The sequence below is a fragment of the Aequorivita sp. CRS11 genome (assembly GCF_059693805.1).
The window spans coordinates 26,114-42,169 of the sequence record NZ_JCATIG010000005.1 but is presented as its reverse complement, the minus strand read 5'-3'; the positions used below and the strand labels follow the sequence as shown (position 1 = coordinate 42,169).

General features: G+C 38.7%; 19 protein-coding genes. 14 read left to right on the top strand and 5 right to left on the bottom strand.

What is annotated here, in order from left to right; translation table 11 throughout:
* From glmS to AC58DT_RS11035, 7 genes are all read left to right on the top strand, one after another.
* A complete protein-coding gene (glmS, locus tag AC58DT_RS11065; protein WP_497216885.1) occupies positions 1–1,848 on the top strand; it encodes a glutamine--fructose-6-phosphate transaminase (isomerizing) in 1,848 nt (615 codons plus the stop codon).
* 41 nt (positions 1,849–1,889) lie between these two features.
* Positions 1,890–2,612 (top strand): sulfotransferase-like domain-containing protein, encoded by a 723-nt coding sequence (locus AC58DT_RS11060; protein ID WP_497216884.1) that lies wholly within the window; start codon positions 1,890–1,892, stop codon positions 2,610–2,612.
* 8 nt (positions 2,613–2,620) lie between these two features.
* Positions 2,621–3,514, top strand: coding sequence for an aminotransferase class IV (locus AC58DT_RS11055; RefSeq protein WP_497216883.1), 894 nt, complete (start codon positions 2,621–2,623; stop codon positions 3,512–3,514).
* A gap of 167 nt (positions 3,515–3,681) precedes the next feature.
* Positions 3,682–5,187 carry a F0F1 ATP synthase subunit beta gene (gene atpD, locus AC58DT_RS11050; RefSeq protein ID WP_497216882.1) on the top strand — a complete coding sequence of 502 codons (1,506 nt, stop codon included), beginning with the start codon at positions 3,682–3,684 and terminating at the stop codon, positions 5,185–5,187.
* 93 nt (positions 5,188–5,280) lie between these two features.
* Positions 5,281–5,556: a F0F1 ATP synthase subunit delta/epsilon gene (locus AC58DT_RS11045; RefSeq protein WP_497216881.1), complete on the top strand. Its 276-nt coding sequence runs from the start codon at positions 5,281–5,283 to the stop codon at positions 5,554–5,556.
* Between the two features lie 144 nt (positions 5,557–5,700).
* Positions 5,701–6,555: a cupin-like domain-containing protein gene (locus AC58DT_RS11040; protein ID WP_497216880.1), complete on the top strand. Its 855-nt coding sequence runs from the start codon at positions 5,701–5,703 to the stop codon at positions 6,553–6,555.
* Positions 6,556–6,596: 41 nt separating this feature from the next.
* Complete coding sequence (locus AC58DT_RS11035; protein WP_497216879.1) at positions 6,597–7,112, top strand: DUF6646 family protein; 516 nt, start codon at positions 6,597–6,599, stop codon at positions 7,110–7,112.
* A 60-nt stretch (positions 7,113–7,172) separates the two neighbouring features.
* Here the strand turns inward: AC58DT_RS11035 and AC58DT_RS11030 are convergent, their stop codons facing one another.
* The 5 genes from AC58DT_RS11030 to AC58DT_RS11010 form a co-directional block, all read right to left on the bottom strand.
* Complete coding sequence (locus AC58DT_RS11030) at positions 7,173–7,364, bottom strand: helix-turn-helix transcriptional regulator (RefSeq protein WP_068762576.1); 192 nt, start codon at positions 7,362–7,364, stop codon at positions 7,173–7,175.
* Positions 7,361–7,774, bottom strand: a complete 414-nt coding sequence (locus AC58DT_RS11025) for a hypothetical protein (protein ID WP_497216878.1) — start codon at positions 7,772–7,774, stop codon at positions 7,361–7,363. Before AC58DT_RS11025 ends, AC58DT_RS11030 begins: the two co-directional genes overlap by 4 nt.
* 84 nt (positions 7,775–7,858) lie before the next feature.
* Positions 7,859–8,335 carry a regulatory protein RecX gene (locus AC58DT_RS11020; RefSeq protein WP_497216877.1) on the bottom strand — a complete coding sequence of 159 codons (477 nt, stop codon included), beginning with the start codon at positions 8,333–8,335 and terminating at the stop codon, positions 7,859–7,861.
* Between the two features lie 85 nt (positions 8,336–8,420).
* On the bottom strand, positions 8,421–9,965 hold the full coding sequence (locus AC58DT_RS11015; RefSeq protein WP_497216876.1) for an Rne/Rng family ribonuclease: 1,545 nt from the start codon (positions 9,963–9,965) through the stop codon (positions 8,421–8,423).
* 354 nt (positions 9,966–10,319) lie between these two features.
* Positions 10,320–10,610 carry an HU family DNA-binding protein gene (locus tag AC58DT_RS11010; protein ID WP_014782104.1) on the bottom strand — a complete coding sequence of 97 codons (291 nt, stop codon included), beginning with the start codon at positions 10,608–10,610 and terminating at the stop codon, positions 10,320–10,322.
* A gap of 129 nt (positions 10,611–10,739) precedes the next feature.
* On the opposite strand from AC58DT_RS11010, the gene mutY reads away from it, so the two are divergent.
* The 7 genes from mutY (at position 10,740) to rpmA (ending at position 15,993) form a co-directional block, all read left to right on the top strand.
* Positions 10,740–11,804, top strand: a complete 1,065-nt coding sequence (gene mutY / locus AC58DT_RS11005) for an A/G-specific adenine glycosylase (RefSeq protein ID WP_497216875.1) — start codon at positions 10,740–10,742, stop codon at positions 11,802–11,804.
* Positions 11,805–11,914: 110 nt separating this feature from the next.
* Positions 11,915–12,370: a single-stranded DNA-binding protein gene (locus AC58DT_RS11000; protein WP_497216874.1), complete on the top strand. Its 456-nt coding sequence runs from the start codon at positions 11,915–11,917 to the stop codon at positions 12,368–12,370.
* A gap of 21 nt (positions 12,371–12,391) precedes the next feature.
* A complete protein-coding gene (locus AC58DT_RS10995; protein WP_497216873.1) occupies positions 12,392–13,714 on the top strand; it encodes a gliding motility-associated protein GldE in 1,323 nt (440 codons plus the stop codon).
* Positions 13,701–14,264 (top strand): gliding motility lipoprotein GldD, encoded by a 564-nt coding sequence (gene gldD / locus AC58DT_RS10990; protein WP_497216872.1) that lies wholly within the window; start codon positions 13,701–13,703, stop codon positions 14,262–14,264. The genes AC58DT_RS10995 and gldD overlap by 14 nt, the downstream gene beginning before the upstream one ends.
* Before the next feature lie 91 nt (positions 14,265–14,355).
* Entirely contained in the window at positions 14,356–14,814 is a 459-nt protein-coding gene (locus tag AC58DT_RS10985; RefSeq protein ID WP_497216871.1) for a DUF4199 domain-containing protein, read from the top strand.
* A gap of 181 nt (positions 14,815–14,995) precedes the next feature.
* Entirely contained in the window at positions 14,996–15,694 is a 699-nt protein-coding gene (rplU, locus tag AC58DT_RS10980) for a 50S ribosomal protein L21 (protein WP_497216870.1), read from the top strand.
* A gap of 35 nt (positions 15,695–15,729) precedes the next feature.
* Complete coding sequence (gene rpmA / locus AC58DT_RS10975; RefSeq protein WP_045081398.1) at positions 15,730–15,993, top strand: 50S ribosomal protein L27; 264 nt, start codon at positions 15,730–15,732, stop codon at positions 15,991–15,993.
* Positions 15,994–16,056 lie beyond the last annotated feature (63 nt).

Below are 16,056 nucleotides of genomic sequence, written 5' to 3'. Positions count from 1 at the left end.
ATGTGTGGAATTGTAGGCTATATCGGCAAAAAAGAAGCATACCCAATTATTCTCAACGGATTGAAACGTTTAGAATACAGAGGTTATGACAGCGCCGGAATTGCACTTTTTGACGGAACAGATATTCAACTTTGCAAGACAAAAGGCAAGGTGGCAAGTCTGGAAGAAAAAGCTGAAAAGGAAATTTCCCGAAAGGGAAGCCTCGGCATAGGGCATACTCGCTGGGCAACACACGGAGTTCCTAATGACGTGAACAGCCACCCGCATTATTCCAATAGCGGCGATTTAGTTATTATCCACAATGGAATTATTGAAAACTACGATTCCCTTAAAAAGGAATTGATTAAAAGAGGCTATACCTTTACTTCAGATACAGATACCGAAGTTTTGGTAAACCTTATAGAGGATATTCAAAAAAACGAAAACGTAAAACTTGGGAAAGCTGTACAAATAGCATTAAACCAAGTTGTGGGTGCTTATGCAATTGCACTTTTTGACAGAAAAAAACCTGATGAAATTGTAGTGGCAAAACTTGGAAGCCCATTAGCAATAGGCATCGGCGAAGATGAATTTTTTGTTGCCAGCGACGCTTCTCCATTTATTGAATTCACAAACAACGCCATCTATTTAGAAGATGAAGAAATGGCCATCATCCGTCTAGGGCGTGATGTAAAAGTCAGAAAAATAAAAGACGATAAATTAGTTGCCCCATACATTCAAGAGCTTCAAATGAATCTTGAGCAAATTGAAAAAGGCGGTTACGAACATTTTATGCTGAAGGAAATCTACGAACAGCCTTCCGTAATAAAAGACACCTATCGCGGGCGTTTACTTGCCGAGAAAGGCATTGTAAAGCTTGGAGGTCTTGAGGATTATATTGAAAAATTCATCAATGCAGACCGCATTATTATCGTGGCCTGTGGAACTTCGTGGCATGCAGGTTTAGTGGCTGAATATATTTTCGAGGACTTGGTACGCATTCCTGTGGAAGTAGAGTACGCCTCCGAATTCCGTTACCGAAATCCAATTATTTCAGAGAAAGACGTAGTAATCGCCATTTCACAAAGTGGTGAAACCGCAGATACACTTGCCGCTATAAAACTCGCAAAATCAAAAGGTGCGTTCGTTTATGGAGTTTGTAATGTTGTAGGCTCAACTATTTCCAGAGAAACCCACAGCGGATCCTATACGCACGCCGGACCTGAAATTGGCGTTGCTTCAACCAAAGCTTTCACAACCCAAATTACGGTTTTGGCTATGATAGCCCTGCGTTTGGCAAAAGCAAAAGGCACCATCAGCCAAAGTGATTTTATGCTCTATTTACGTGAATTGGAACTTATTCCAAAACATGTAGAAGAAGCTTTAAAGACCGAAGACAAAATAAAAGAAATAGCAACTGTTTTTAAGGATGTTCGCAATTTCCTTTATTTGGGAAGAGGCTACAATTTCCCAGTAGCTTTGGAAGGCGCATTGAAACTAAAGGAAATTTCATACATACACGCCGAAGGCTATCCAGCCGCTGAAATGAAACATGGCCCTATCGCACTTATAGACGAGCAAATGCCCGTTGTGGTCATCGCTATAAAAAGTGATCATTATGATAAAGTAGTGAGTAACATTCAAGAAATAAAGGCTAGAAAAGGTAAAATTATAGCCGTAGTCTCCGAAGGCGATACTGCTGTTAGGGAAATGGCAAATTATGTTATGGAAGTGCCGCACACTCCTGAGGCATTGTCGCCATTGGTGACTACTATTCCGTTGCAATTACTGTCATACCACATTGCCGTAATGCTTGGCAGAAATGTGGATCAGCCACGTAATTTGGCGAAATCTGTAACAGTAGAATAAAACATTTTCAGACATACTTTTTTTGATGTACTTTTATTCAAATGAAAGTCATCAACCTTATCTCTGGTCCGCGGAATCTCTCCACGGCAATTATGTATTCTTTTGCGCAACGTGAAGACCTGAAGGTATTGGACGAGCCTTTTTATGGGTTTTATCTGAAAAACGCTTCGCTGGAAAACCAACATCCTTCACAACAGGAAATCCTGCAAACCATGGAACTGAAGGAAGAGAAAGTGATTGAAAGCATAAATTTACTTTCAGAAAAGCAGCATGTTTTTGTAAAAGGAATGGCGCACCATTATCTGACTGAGTCGCCGGAATTTATTTTGGATTGGGAAAATGTAATTTTGATCCGGCATCCCAAAAAACTGATAGCTTCCTTTTCAAAAGTAATACACACCCCAACCCTTAATGATATTGGTATTAAAAAAGCTTCGGAATTATTTTTATTTCTGAAGAAAAACGGAAGAACGCCAATAGTGATCGATAGTGACGAACTTTTAAAAAATCCAGAAACATATTTGGAAAAACTCTGTGATTTGCTGAATATTCCCTTTTCTGACAAAATGCTTCAATGGAAAAAAGGTGGAATTCCGGAAGATGGCATTTGGGCAAAACATTGGTACGGAAACGTCCATAATTCTGAAGGATTTACTTTTCAGAAAAGCAGTTCGCAACCTTTGCCAAAACATTTGGAACCTTTATTGAACGAGGCACTTCCTTATTACGAAACTTTAAAAAATAATATTTTAACCAACTCATAAATAAAAAAATGCTTCAAAAATCCAACCCCAAGAACGACAACATACAAATTTTTATAAAAGACAGACTATATCCACGCAGCGAAGCCAAAGTTTCGGTTTTTGACAGCTCGGTGCAGGGCGGTGATGCCGTTTGGGAAGGATTGCGTGTGTATCCCGAAGGGGTGGTTTGTTTGGACAAACATTTAACGCGTCTGCAGGAATCTGCGAAAACGCTCATATTTACAGACATTCCTTCCAAAGAATTCATCAAAAAAGCAATAAAGCAAACCCTCGATGCCAACGGTATGACGGACGATACGCACATCCGTTTGACCTTGACGCGCGGCGAAAAAATAACCAGCGGGATGGATCCGCGCCTCAATCAAAATGGCTCTTGCTTAATTGTTTTAGCAGAATGGAAACCCTTGGTTTATGACAACGACCATGGCATAAAAGTGATAAGCACCAGCCAGCGCCGCAATTCTCCACAATTTTTGGACAGTAAAATTCACCACAACAATTTGCTCAATAATATAATCGCAAAAATACAGGCCAACATTGCCGGAAAAGACGCGGGATTAATGCTTGACGATCGCGGGTTTATTGCAGAACTGAATGGAAGCAATCTTTTTATGGTAAAAAATGGAAAGATCTTTACGCCTTTTGGCCACGCTTGTTTACCAGGAATCACAAGAAATTCAGTGATTGAAATGTGCAAAAAGCACAATATAGAAATCATTGAATCGGACATCACCCTTTCACAATTCTACAATGCTGATGGCGTTTTCGCAACGGGAACGATGGGCGAGCTTACGCCGATTGTTGAAATTGATGGACGCAGCATTTCCAAAGATGATGCACTTCAGAAAAAAATAATTTCACTTTTCAAAACGGAAGTTCGCGGATTGTGTGAAAAGCTTTAGTTGGCGGGTTCTATCTGGTTTTAAAAACCTATTGAAACTCATCAGCAAAATCTACAAATTTTTTAAAATTTCCATTGCAAATTTCATTCAGAAAAAACTATCTTTGCACCGTTCAAAACAGAGGCGGTATTTTCGCCCTTAGATAACTATAAAATAAACAGTTACTCATGTCACAAAGTACAGGAAAAGTTGCACAGATTATTGGCCCGGTAGTTGACGTTGCGTTTGATAGCGGAACGGAACTTCCAAAAATATACGACTCTTTGGAGGTAAACAACAACGGAAACCTTTTGGTTCTCGAAGTTCAATCACACATTGGCGAAAGCATGGTACGTACCATATCAATGGATTCTACTGACGGTCTTAGCCGCGGTGTGGATGCCGTTGCAACTGGCGCGCCTATCCAAATGCCGATTGGTGAAGATGTTTACGGCCGACTTTTCAACGTAATCGGTGATGCTATTGATGGTATTGGAAACTTGCCAAAATCTGGCGACAATGGGCTTCCAATTCACCGTGAGGCTCCAAAATTTGAAGATCTTTCAACTTCTACCGAAGTTCTTTTCACAGGTATTAAAGTAATCGACCTTATTGAGCCTTATGCAAAAGGTGGTAAAATTGGTCTTTTCGGTGGTGCTGGTGTAGGTAAAACGGTACTTATTCAAGAGTTGATTAACAATATTGCAAAAGGCCACGGTGGTCTTTCGGTTTTCGCAGGTGTAGGGGAACGTACTCGTGAGGGTAATGACTTGCTTCGCGAAATGCTTGAATCCGGTATTATTAAATACGGCGACGATTTTATGCACTCTATGGAAAATGGTGGATGGGATCTTTCAAAAGTAGATAAAACTGCAATGAAAGAATCTAAAGCTACTTTCGTATTCGGACAGATGAACGAACCACCTGGAGCACGTGCACGTGTTGCACTTTCCGGATTGACCATTGCTGAGTATTTCCGTGATGGAGCTGGCGAAGGTCAAGGGAAAGACGTTCTTTTCTTCGTAGATAACATTTTCCGTTTTACGCAAGCGGGTTCTGAGGTTTCTGCACTTCTTGGGCGTATGCCTTCTGCGGTGGGTTACCAGCCAACTTTGGCAACAGAGATGGGGGCGATGCAGGAGCGTATTACTTCAACTAAAAGAGGTTCTATTACATCTGTACAGGCGGTTTACGTACCTGCGGATGACCTTACGGATCCAGCGCCGGCAACAACTTTTGCCCACTTGGATGCTACAACCGTACTATCTCGTAAAATTGCCGAGCTTGGTATTTATCCTGCGGTGGATCCATTGGATTCTACCTCTAGAATTCTTACTGAATCAATCCTTGGAAAAGAGCACTACGCTTGCGCGCAAAGAGTAAAAGAGCTTTTACAGCGTTATAAGGAATTACAGGATATCATCGCGATTCTTGGGATGGAAGAACTTTCCGAAGACGATAAACTGGCAGTAGGCCGCGCGCGTCGTGTACAGCGTTTCCTTTCACAGCCGTTCCACGTGGCGGAGCAGTTTACAGGTATTCCTGGAGTCTTGGTAGATATTAAGGAAACCATTAAAGGTTTCAATATGATTATGGATGGCGAACTGGATCATCTTCCAGAAGCAGCCTTCAACCTGAAAGGAACCATTGAGGAAGCCATCGCCGCTGGTGAGAAAATGCTTGCGGAAGCATAACGAGCAGAGCTCGAAAATCACAATAAATTAAATCCCAAATTCCAAAATCAGGTTTTGGAATTTGGTACTTGAAATTTGTAATTTTAGAAAAATATGTACTTAGAAATAGTAACCCCCGAAGCATCTTTAGTTGCTGGTGAAATAGAAAGCGTAACCGTTCCGGGTGTGGAGGGCGAATTCCAAATGTTGAATAACCACGCTCCTATCGTTTCCGTTTTGCAGGAAGGAAAAGTGAAGTTTAAAGGAAACCTAACTATTGCAGAAGGTTTTGAGCAAAAATTCACAAAGGAAAACGATAAATGGGTTCTTGAAATTTCTGGCGGAACCGTTGAGTGCAACAATAACAGAGTGATGGTTTTGGCAGATTAAATTGCCAAAAATTCAAAAAAATATCAAATCCCAAATTCCAAAATGGTGGAGTTTGGGATTTTTGTTTTATAAAAACTTAAAGTTATATTAACGCCGCCATAACATTCTATACAGGATTTGTAAATTTGCGTGTTGATGAAAACTATGCAATTACAGCAAATAGACAGGGTAACGACCATTACCAAAGAAGATTTTCTAAAAAAATATTTTAAGCCCCAAAAACCAGTTATCATTGAAAGGTTTGTTGAGGATTGGCCTGCTTTCACCAAATGGAACCTTGATTATATCGCCGAAGTTGCAGGCGATAAAATGGTTCCGCTTTACGACAATCGTCCGGTAAGCCACCAAGATGGGTTCAATGAGCCACATGCAAAAATGAAAATGCGCGATTATGTGGAATTACTAAAAACCGAGCCTACCAAATACCGCATTTTTCTGTGGAATATCTTGAAAGAAATTCCTCAACTTCAAAACGATTTTTACTATCCAGATTTCGGACTGAAACTGATGAAAGGGCTGCCCATGCTTTTCTTCGGCGGAAAGGACTCATACACTTTTATGCACTACGATATTGATTTGGCAAACATCTTCCATTTTCACTTCCAAGGGAAAAAGGAAGTGATTCTTTTTGACCAAAAGCAGAACGATTATTTGTATAAAATTCCGCATTCCTTAATTACGCGTGAAGACATAGATTTCCACAATCCCGATTACAAAAAATGGCCTGCGCTAAAAAAAGCGGAAGGTTACATTGCAAATTTGGAACACGGGAACGTTTTGTACATGCCTGAAGGTTATTGGCACTATATGCGCTACATTACGCCCGGTTTTTCAATGAGCTTGCGCGCCATAGCTCGTAATCCAAAAAATTTGGCAAAAGCGGTTTACAACGTTGCCTTTATGCGTTATTTTGATCAAATAATGCGAAAATTGAAAGGCCAAAAATGGATTGATTGGAAAAACGAGCAGGCTATTGTTCGTACCCATAAAGCATTATAATTACTGGATAATTCATTAACTTTCCTGTAAAATTATTGGTGATGAAGTTATTTGCAACAATTATTACGTTTCTTTTCATTCAACTAACTTTTGCACAGGCCTATTCGGGAAAAGGTGATGTCAAATTTCAAATCGGGGCCAATTTTCAAAACAATGGCACCGGGATTCTGGGAAGTCTTGATTTTGGCATAGGTGAAAACATTTCGCTGGGCGTAGCTTCTTCCTATCTTTTGGGAATTGAAAAAGTCAAAGATTTAGAAGGCAATGAAGAGCCTTTCGCAAAATTTGAGGATCGTTTTGACTTCCGCGCTCGCTTTAATGCAAATCTTGGCAACGTGATAAACGTTGATGGAAATTTTGATGTATATCCCGGACTTTACGCCAGCTTAAAAAACTTTGGTGGGCATTTGGGGGCTCGTTATTTCTTTACCAGCGGCTTTGGGGTTTTTACGGAAGTTAGCATCCCCATCTCCAAATACAATACAGATTCCTTAACGCCTGCTGAGAAATTGCACAATCAGATTTCGTTTAATGTTGGGGCTTCGTTTAATATTTAGCCAGACTCTTATTAAATCCTCAATGGCATGAGTTTGCGGCTCATGCCATCATAAAAAATATCATTCATCAATAAATATAGTTTCTATTGGCAAATCAAATAATTTTGAAATCTTAAAAGCGAGCGGCAAACTTGGATCAAATTTTCCTGTTTCAATAGCGTTTATAGTCTGTCTTGAAACCTCAACGGCAACCGCCAGTTCGGCTTGGGTCATGTTGTGTTCTGCGCGAAGTACTTTTATTCGGTTTTTCATTTGTATCTATTTAAACCAGCAAAAGTTGCTATTAAATATGTTATCCCAATAAGCATAACCAGGTCTGCTATTTCCGCATCAAAACCGATAACATTTGCCTGATCTAGTAATGAATAGCTTAAGCCAATAACCACGCCAACTCCTAAAGAAATAGCCATTGCCTCAATATGTACTTTTCGTTGCATTTCATCCAAACTGTTGATGTACTTTCGGTTCATAAGGATCATCCCTACGCCAACAAGAGTAGCAATAAAAATAAATATGATGGTTAAGACAGTATTGCCTTCCCAAAAATATTTTTGCCCAAAGGAGGCTATTGCCATTGCCACTACCCACCCTCCGGTCCAGTAGGCTAATTGCCTTATATTCCTTTTTGAGGTTGCTTTCCATGTATTCTGTTTTGTTTCCATAAGTAAAGTGTATTTGATTATATGTAAAGTTATCTTGACACAAATATAAAATAAAAATTTATTAAATGTCAAGTTTTATTTACATTATTTTGAAATTTCATTCACTTTCCCATAAACCATTTCACTTTCCCACCCGCGATAAAAAAGATAGTCCGCCAACTTTTTTCGTTTTTTTAGAAGATTTTTTTCTGAAGATAATTGTTGTAATCGCTTTTCTGCCAAGGCTTCAAAGGTTTTGTAATATTCGGAATCGGGTATTTCCTTTAAGGCAATTTGAATGTTGTATTTTGAAATTTCTCGGAGTTTCAATTCATTCACTATTCTATTCCTTCCCCATTTTTTGACTCTAAATTTTCCTCTTGCAAACGCTTGGGCAAACCTTGTCTCGTTTAAGAAATTGTGCCTAAGTAAATGATCTATTATTTCATCCACCGCTACAGGAATCATCCGCATTTCATACAGTTTTTGATGTACTTCTTTATGGCAACGCTCCTGGTAAGCACAATAGCGCTCCATCCTTTTGGTGGCTTCATCAACGGTGTATGTTTTGTGTGATTCCATTAGATTAGTTCTCGACTGCGCTCGAACTGACAGTAAAACTAACAAAAAAACCCCTTCCGAAGTAAGTCTTCAAAAGGGGTTTTGGTTATTTTATCAATTCACCATCTTTATCGTGAAAGTGATATTCAAGATACGTATAAGCATCCCGAGGTTGGATTTTTACCCATTTCTTGTGCTCCAAAAACCATTTGGTACGCACACTTGGGAAACCTTTGGTTAAAAAGGCCGCTATAAAAGGATGCGTGTTTAAAGTTATCTTTTTATAGTCTTTTTTAAAGAGACGTTTTACCTCTTCGTTTATTCTATTTATAACGATGATAGGTGCTTCAATCTCGCCGTCGCCTCCATTACTGGGGTCTTCCTCGCGAGTTTTGATGTTCATCTCTGGCCTAACTCGTTGGCGGGTTATCTGTATTAACCCAAATTTACTTGGCGGAAGAATTTTATGCTTTGCTCTGTCATCCTTCATTTCTTCACGAAGGTGGTTGTAAAGCTGTTTGCGGTGATTGGCATTTGCCAAATCAATAAAATCCACCACAATAATTCCTCCCATATCGCGCAACCTTAGCTGTCTTGCCACCTCGGTGGCTGCAATCATATTCACTTCCAGCGCTGTGCCTTCCTGTGTTTTTTGCTTGTTGCTTCGGTTACCGCTGTTCACGTCTATTACGTGCATTGCTTCGGTGTGTTCAATTACCAAGTAAGCTCCTTTGCTACCTGATACTGTTTTTCCGAAGGAAGTTTTAATCTGTCTTTCTATTCCGAATTTCTCAAACATCGGAACATTGGAATCATAAAACTTTACGATATTGTCTTTTTTTGGTGCAATTTCCTGCACATAATCTTTTATTTGCAAGTAAAGGGTTTCATCGTCAATATGTATTGCGGAGAATGAATCGTTAAACATATCACGGATGATAGATGCTCCCCTATTGAGCTCGCTCAGCACTTTTGAAGGGTGGTGCGCCCCTTGTAGCTTCTTACACATTGCTGTCCAGCGTTCGGTAAGGTTCTGTAAATCTTTGTCCAGTTCTGCTACTTTTTTGCCCTCGGCTACGGTGCGTATTATTACGCCAAATCCTTTTGGTTTAATGCTTGTTATCAAACGTTTTAACCTGTCTTTTTCTTCGTTGCTTTCTATTTTTTGTGAAACAGAAACTCTATCGGAAAATGGAACCAACACAATATATCTTCCAGCTATAGAAAGCTCGGAACTTATACGTGGTCCTTTGGTGGAAATGGGTTCTTTTACAATTTGAACCAAGATGGATTGATTGCTTTTTAAGGCATCGTTTAAGTTGCCATGCTTATCAATCTCTTTTTCGAATGGAAAATTGGTCAAGGAATAATCCTTTAATTTACCAGAACTCACACTTTTCACAAATTTCAGTTGTGAAAGCACTTTCGGGCCGAGATCGTGATAGTGTAAAAAACCATCTTTTTCATAACCAACATTCACAAAGGCGGCGTTTAGACCAGGGACAGTTTTACGTATTTTGGCAAGAAATATGTCGCCAACGGTAAAATTGTTATCCTCTTCCTCTTTGTGAAGCTCTATAAGTTTTCCATCCTTTAAAAGGGCAAAATCAACTTCTTGTGAACCGGACCTAATAAATAATTCGTAGTTCACGTTACATTAATTTTGTTGCCCCGAATTCACTTCGGGACTAATTAAACAATATTTTTCACAGATTTATATAAAATCCGGCGAAACTGCACCAAAGCCAAAAGCCGGCTGTTGCAATCTCATTTTCAAAGAACGATTTTTCGTTTGATTTATTCGGAAATAGCGCCAAAAAGGCAAAATTTCCAAAACACTTTTAAAACAGAAAAAGTAGTTTAGAAACTACTTTTTCTTTTTGTGGCGGTTAGCGCGACGACGCTTTTTACGCTTGTGGGTCGCTACCTTATGTCTTTTTCTTTTTTTACCACTTGGCATACTAAAGTCTTTTTTAATGCTCCACCAAAGTGGAACGGGTTAGAATTATTTTACGTCCACGTTGGTCTTTACCCCTTCAACAAAAACTTTTGCAGGTTTAAAGGCCGGAATATTGTGAGCTGGTATTTTGATTGTTGTGTTTTTTGAAATATTTCTTCCTGTTTTTTCGGCTCTTGTTTTGATAATAAAACTTCCAAAACCTCTTAAATAAACGTTGTCACCACCTTCAAGAGAATTTTTCACTTCTTCCATAAAGGTTTCAACAGTAGCTTGTACTTCATTCTTTTCCATTCCTAGTTTTTCTGAAATCTTCGCTACGATATCTGCTTTCGTCATTACTTTTAAATTTTAATTAATTTTCTTTTACTAGATTTTTTTTAGAGACCGCAAATATACATATTTTAAAATCAATAATTCAAACCTTAATCCTTTAAAATTTAAAGGGATATAGATTAATTTTACACAATGCCCAAAATAGCCCCACATTTTTCCAATAAACTCATTGCGTGGTATTTACAAAACAAACGTGACTTACCATGGCGAAATACCGCCAATCCTTACCATATTTGGCTTTCCGAAATTATGCTCCAGCAAACACGAGTTTTGCAGGGTTTGCCCTACTATTTGAAGTTTGTTGAAGCCTATCCAAAAATAGAAGATTTAGCAAACGCTACCGAAGATGAAGTTTTAAAACTTTGGCAAGGTTTGGGCTATTATTCCCGCGCTCGAAATCTGCACGCTACAGCAAAAATGGTTTCAGAAGAAATGAAAGGTGCTTTTCCAAATAATTACAAAGATTTATTGAGATTGAAGGGCGTGGGCGATTATACCGCGAGTGCAATCGCAAGCATTTCTTTTAACAAACCCGAAGCGGTTGTGGACGGAAATGTATATCGCGTGCTTTCACGTTTTTTTGGAATTTCCACTCCTATTAATACAACCAACGGAATAAAGGAATTTAAAAAGCTTGCGCAGCAACTTATAGACAAAGAACAACCCGGCACTTTCAACCAAGCTATTATGGAATTTGGCGCACGCTATTGTGTTCCGCAAAACCCAGATTGTGGAAACTGCATATTTAATGACTCTTGCGTGGCTTTTCAGCAGAAAAAAGTTTCGCAACTTCCTGTGAAAATTAAGTCGAAGCCCGTAAAAATTAGGTTTTTTAACTATTTGGTATTTCTTTCGGAAAACGAACGCACTATTTTGAAACAACGAAATGGAAAAGGAATATGGCACAAACTCTATGAATTTCCACTAATTGAAACTTCTGAGGAAATCAATCTTTCGATGTTGAAAAAACTTCCACAGTTTCAAGATTTTTCAAAAAAAGTGAATATTGAAAATATTTCCCTTTTCAATGAAAAACCGGTTGTCCACAAACTTTCGCACCAACATTTAAACACGCGTTTTTGGATTGTTGAAACTTCGAAAGCAAGTGAAAGCACAATCCCAATATCTGACGTAAAAAATTATGCCGTACCTGTTTTGATCAAAAATTTTGTTTCAGAATTTTTTGAAAATTATTGATTGTTCACATCTTAACGTGGCAACAGCAAATCATTTCATATAAAAATTTAAAAAATCCTTATATTTAAAACGCAAAATTTACCTTTGCACAAATTGAAAAAGAAAGAATTATGAGTGGAACTTTGAATAAAGTAATGCTGATTGGGCATACGGGCGATGATGTGAAAATGCATTATTTTGAAGGCGGAAATAGCTTAGGCCGTTTCCCGCTTGCAACCAATGAAACCTATACAAACAAAACCACAAACGAACGCGTAACCAATACCGAATGGCACAATATCGTTGTTCGCAACAAAGCTGCGGAAATCTGCGAAAAATATTTGAAAAAAGGCGATATGGTCTATATTGAAGGCCGTTTAAAAACGCGTAAATGGCAAGACGATAAAGGCTTGGACAGATATAGCACTGAAATACATTGCACAGATTTCACTTTTTTAACCCCAAAGGGCGAAAGCAATAGTGCTTCAAATAATAATTCTGGACAAAATACACAGAAACCTGAGCCTACATCAGCGCCACAAAACAACAATTCAGTTTCTGAAGAAGAGGATGATCTTCCTTTTTAATGTTTAACTAAAACCAATAACTTGGACACGGAGCCCCCTGGTTTACTTTTCTTTTTTAACGTTTTGGATGTAACCCAAATAACAAGTGGCGCATTGTTGCTTGTTCTTTTAGCCTGTTCAGCCCTTATTTCTGGTGCCGAAGTGGCTTTCTTTTCGTTGACGCCTTCTGATTTTGAAACCAATGAAGAAAAAGGGATCGCAAAAAAACTGGGAATCGTACAGCGATTGCTTGCAAGGCCAAAAAAATTGCTGGCCACCATTTTGGTTGCCAACAACTTCATAAATATAGCTATCGTCCTCCTCTTCGATTCCTTAAGCGATGATTTGTTTTCAGGAATTGAATCAAATTTTTATGGGATTGATGTACGCTTTATTGTTGAAGTAGGTGTAGTAACGTTCTTTATCTTGCTTTTCGGCGAAATTCTTCCGAAGATATACGCCAACCGCAACCGTATCTCTTTCGCTGTATTTATGGCGCAGCCGCTGAATATTTTGGACACTTTATTGTCGCCAATTAGTTTGCCCATGCGTTCTGCCACTATATATCTTCACGACCGTTATGGCAAGCAAAAATCAAACATCAGCGTGGACCATCTTTCACAGGCTTTGGAGCTATCAAATAAAGATACCACACACGAGGAACAGAAAATTCTACAGGGAATAGTAACCTTCGGAAATACGGACACCAAACAGGTAATGAAAAACCGAATGGATATTTTCGCGCTTAACGAGGAGCAGCCCTTTAAGGAAATTCTCCCAGAAATTATCCAGCACGGCTATTCACGCATTCCTGTTTACAAGGATAGTATGGACAACATAACGGGTATTCTGTATGTGAAGGATTTGATACCTTACACAGACCGGAAAATTCTGGACTGGAAAACATTAAAACGTGAGGCCTACTTTGTTCCCGAAAACAAAAAACTTGACGATTTGCTCAACGAATTCAAAGAGATGAAAATGCACCTCGCTATTGTCGTGGACGAGTACGGTGGCACGAGCGGCTTGATTTCTTTAGAAGATATTATCGAGGAAATTGTTGGCGAAATTAGCGATGAGTTTGACGATGAAGACTTGATTTTTTCAAAATTGGACGACAACACATTCGTTTTTGAAGGAAAAACCCCGCTGAAAGATTTTTATAAAGTAATAAAACCTGAAAATTCTGAGATTTTTGAAGATGAAAAAGGCGAAGCAGAAACGCTCGCCGGTTTCCTTTTGGAAATTTCAAAAGGATTTCCGAAGAAAAACGAAATAATATCCTTCCACAATTATGCGTTTACCATTGAAGCGTTTGAGGGCAAACGAATAAAACAAATAAAACTTACCATTGAAAATCAATAGAATCGTTTTCCTTTTACTTTCAATCATTTTTATCCTCGCTTCATGTGAAGATGATGTTTTGGTGAAACCTTCAGCCATGCTCCGGCTAGACTATCCACACCCCGATTACCGTACCATAAATACGGATTGCCCCTATTCTTTTGAAATAAATGAGAACGCCACTATGGTTAAAAAGAACAATTGCGGCCTCAATATAACCTACTCCCACATGAGGGCAACTTTGTATATAACCTATCAAAATGTACGCGATAATAACTTGGATTCATTATTGCAGGATGCGCAAAAATTAGCTTATGACCATACCATAAAAGCAAATAGCATTCCCGAGCAACCCTTTATAAATCCGGACAAAGAAGTTTATGGTATGTTTTATATGATAAACGGAAACGCCGCTACCCAAGCTGAATTTTACGCTACCGATAGTATCAACCACTTTCTAAACGGTGCACTTTATTTTGACGCCAAACCAAATTTTGATTCTATATACCCAGCTGTAATATACCTTCGTGAAGACATCCGGAAATTGATGGAAACCATCACTTGGGAATAGCTCCCTCTCAACTTCTTCGAAAAAAAGTTAACAAACCCTTTGCAAAAGGTTCGTCAAGTTTTCGTAACTTTTGACTGTAAAACCATTGATTATGTTCAAAGTATATTCCAGTTACGGTGTTTGGGTTGCAATTGTTCTTATTGCATATTTCCTTCTTTTAAAATTAATTGGGCTGCATCAATACCCAGTATTGAGCGCTGTAAACGGAATTATTTTTGGCATTGGAATTTATATGGCATTGAAGAAATATGCTTCCCGAAAAAATAAATTTCAGTATGAAAAAGGATTTGAAGTAGGTTTGCTTTGTGGTGGAATAGCCTCTATAATATTTACTATTTTTATGGCAATCTATATGTATCAAATAGACACCGAATTTGCGGCCAATATTATGGAAGTGTGGAACCTAGAATATGATATGGGTACGCTAATGCTCGTTTTATCAATCTTGATAATGGGCTTTTCTACCACTTTGGTTTTAACGCTTGCTTTTATGCAACTTCTCAAAAATTCCTGGAACACCCAAGACGGAAACAGGAACACCCTGAAATAAAATTTTCAAACTTCAAAATTAATAGGCATCACCCCTTTAAGACTTCTGACTACTTGGATAATTGGTTCTGAAAAGATTAAATAAAAAACACTTTGCCGTTTGCATTTTAAAAATTATATTTGCACCCGCTTTTACTGGATGGTAGAAGCATTTTGTTTAACTAATTTATAAACGATTCGCTATGTACGCAATTGTAGAGATAGCAGGGCAGCAAGTAAAAGTTGCGAAAGACCAAAAGGTTTTTGTTAATCGTTTGCCAGTTGAAGAAGGAAAAAAAGTGTCTTTTGACAATGTTCTTCTTATTGGTGACGGAGACAAAATTACCATTGGCGCCCCAGCTATAGACGGAGCTCAAATAGGAGCCAAAGTCGTAAAACACCTTAAAGGTGACAAGGTTATTGTATTTAAAAAGAAAAGAAGAAAAGGTTTCCGTAAGAAGAACGGGCACCGTCAGTATCTTTCTGAAATCGTAATCGAGAGCATTGTAGCTTCAGGAGCTACACCTGCCAAAAAGGAAGAAGCTAAAAAAGCTGAACCAAAAAAAGAAACTAAAGCTGCTGCTCCAAAAGCAAAAGCCGAAACAAAAGCACCAGCTAAGAAAGCCGCTCCTAAAAAAGCAGCTAAAGCAGACGATCTTAAAAAGATTGAAGGTGTTGGACCAAAAGCCGCAGAGGCTATGGTTGCCGCTGGACTGGACACTTTTGCAAAAGTTGCAAAAGCAAAACCAGAAGCTATCGCAACTATTCTTTCTGAAGCGAGTTCAAATTTAGCACACTTAGTTACCGACACTTGGCCAAAACAAGCAAAATTGGCAGCTGACGGTAAGTGGGATGAGCTTAAAGAATTACAAGACAAATTAGACGGTGGGATTGAAAAATAATCCTGCTAAAGTATAATATTTAAAACCGAAACAAAATGGCTCACAAAAAAGGAGTTGGTAGTTCCAAAAACGGTCGCGAATCAGAATCGAAACGTCTTGGCGTTAAGATTTTCGGAGGACAGGCCGCCATTGCTGGAAATATCATTGTAAGACAAAGAGGTTATACCCATCACCCAGGTGAAAACGTATACGGCGGTAAAGACCATACCCTTCACGCACAAGTGGATGGTGTTGTAAAATTTACCAAAAAGAAAGATAACAAGAGCTACGTTTCAATCGTTCCAAACGCTGAGGCATAGTAACATCTTGTTTTATTAATAAAAAAACCTTCACAATATTGTGAAGGTTTTTTTATTCCTATT

What these genes read in the sequence shown, in the direction of transcription:
- glmS (WP_497216885.1), top strand. Translation starts at nt 1, where the DNA reads ATGTGTGGAATTGTAGGCTATATCGGCAAAAAAGAAGCATACCCAATT.
- AC58DT_RS11060 (WP_497216884.1), top strand. Translation starts at nt 1,890, where the DNA reads ATGAAAGTCATCAACCTTATCTCTGGTCCGCGGAATCTCTCCACGGCA.
- AC58DT_RS11055 (WP_497216883.1), top strand. Translation starts at nt 2,621, where the DNA reads ATGCTTCAAAAATCCAACCCCAAGAACGACAACATACAAATTTTTATA.
- atpD (WP_497216882.1), top strand. Translation starts at nt 3,682, where the DNA reads ATGTCACAAAGTACAGGAAAAGTTGCACAGATTATTGGCCCGGTAGTT.
- AC58DT_RS11045 (WP_497216881.1), top strand. Translation starts at nt 5,281, where the DNA reads ATGTACTTAGAAATAGTAACCCCCGAAGCATCTTTAGTTGCTGGTGAA.
- AC58DT_RS11040 (WP_497216880.1), top strand. Translation starts at nt 5,701, where the DNA reads ATGCAATTACAGCAAATAGACAGGGTAACGACCATTACCAAAGAAGAT.
- AC58DT_RS11035 (WP_497216879.1), top strand. Translation starts at nt 6,597, where the DNA reads ATGAAGTTATTTGCAACAATTATTACGTTTCTTTTCATTCAACTAACT.
- AC58DT_RS11030 (WP_068762576.1), bottom strand. Translation starts at nt 7,364, where the DNA reads ATGAAAAACCGAATAAAAGTACTTCGCGCAGAACACAACATGACCCAA.
- AC58DT_RS11025 (WP_497216878.1), bottom strand. Translation starts at nt 7,774, where the DNA reads ATGGAAACAAAACAGAATACATGGAAAGCAACCTCAAAAAGGAATATA.
- AC58DT_RS11020 (WP_497216877.1), bottom strand. Translation starts at nt 8,335, where the DNA reads ATGGAATCACACAAAACATACACCGTTGATGAAGCCACCAAAAGGATG.
- AC58DT_RS11010 (WP_014782104.1), bottom strand. Translation starts at nt 10,610, where the DNA reads ATGACGAAAGCAGATATCGTAGCGAAGATTTCAGAAAAACTAGGAATG.
- mutY (WP_497216875.1), top strand. Translation starts at nt 10,740, where the DNA reads ATGCCCAAAATAGCCCCACATTTTTCCAATAAACTCATTGCGTGGTAT.
- AC58DT_RS11000 (WP_497216874.1), top strand. Translation starts at nt 11,915, where the DNA reads ATGAGTGGAACTTTGAATAAAGTAATGCTGATTGGGCATACGGGCGAT.
- AC58DT_RS10985 (WP_497216871.1), top strand. Translation starts at nt 14,356, where the DNA reads ATGTTCAAAGTATATTCCAGTTACGGTGTTTGGGTTGCAATTGTTCTT.
- rplU (WP_497216870.1), top strand. Translation starts at nt 14,996, where the DNA reads ATGTACGCAATTGTAGAGATAGCAGGGCAGCAAGTAAAAGTTGCGAAA.
- rpmA (WP_045081398.1), top strand. Translation starts at nt 15,730, where the DNA reads ATGGCTCACAAAAAAGGAGTTGGTAGTTCCAAAAACGGTCGCGAATCA.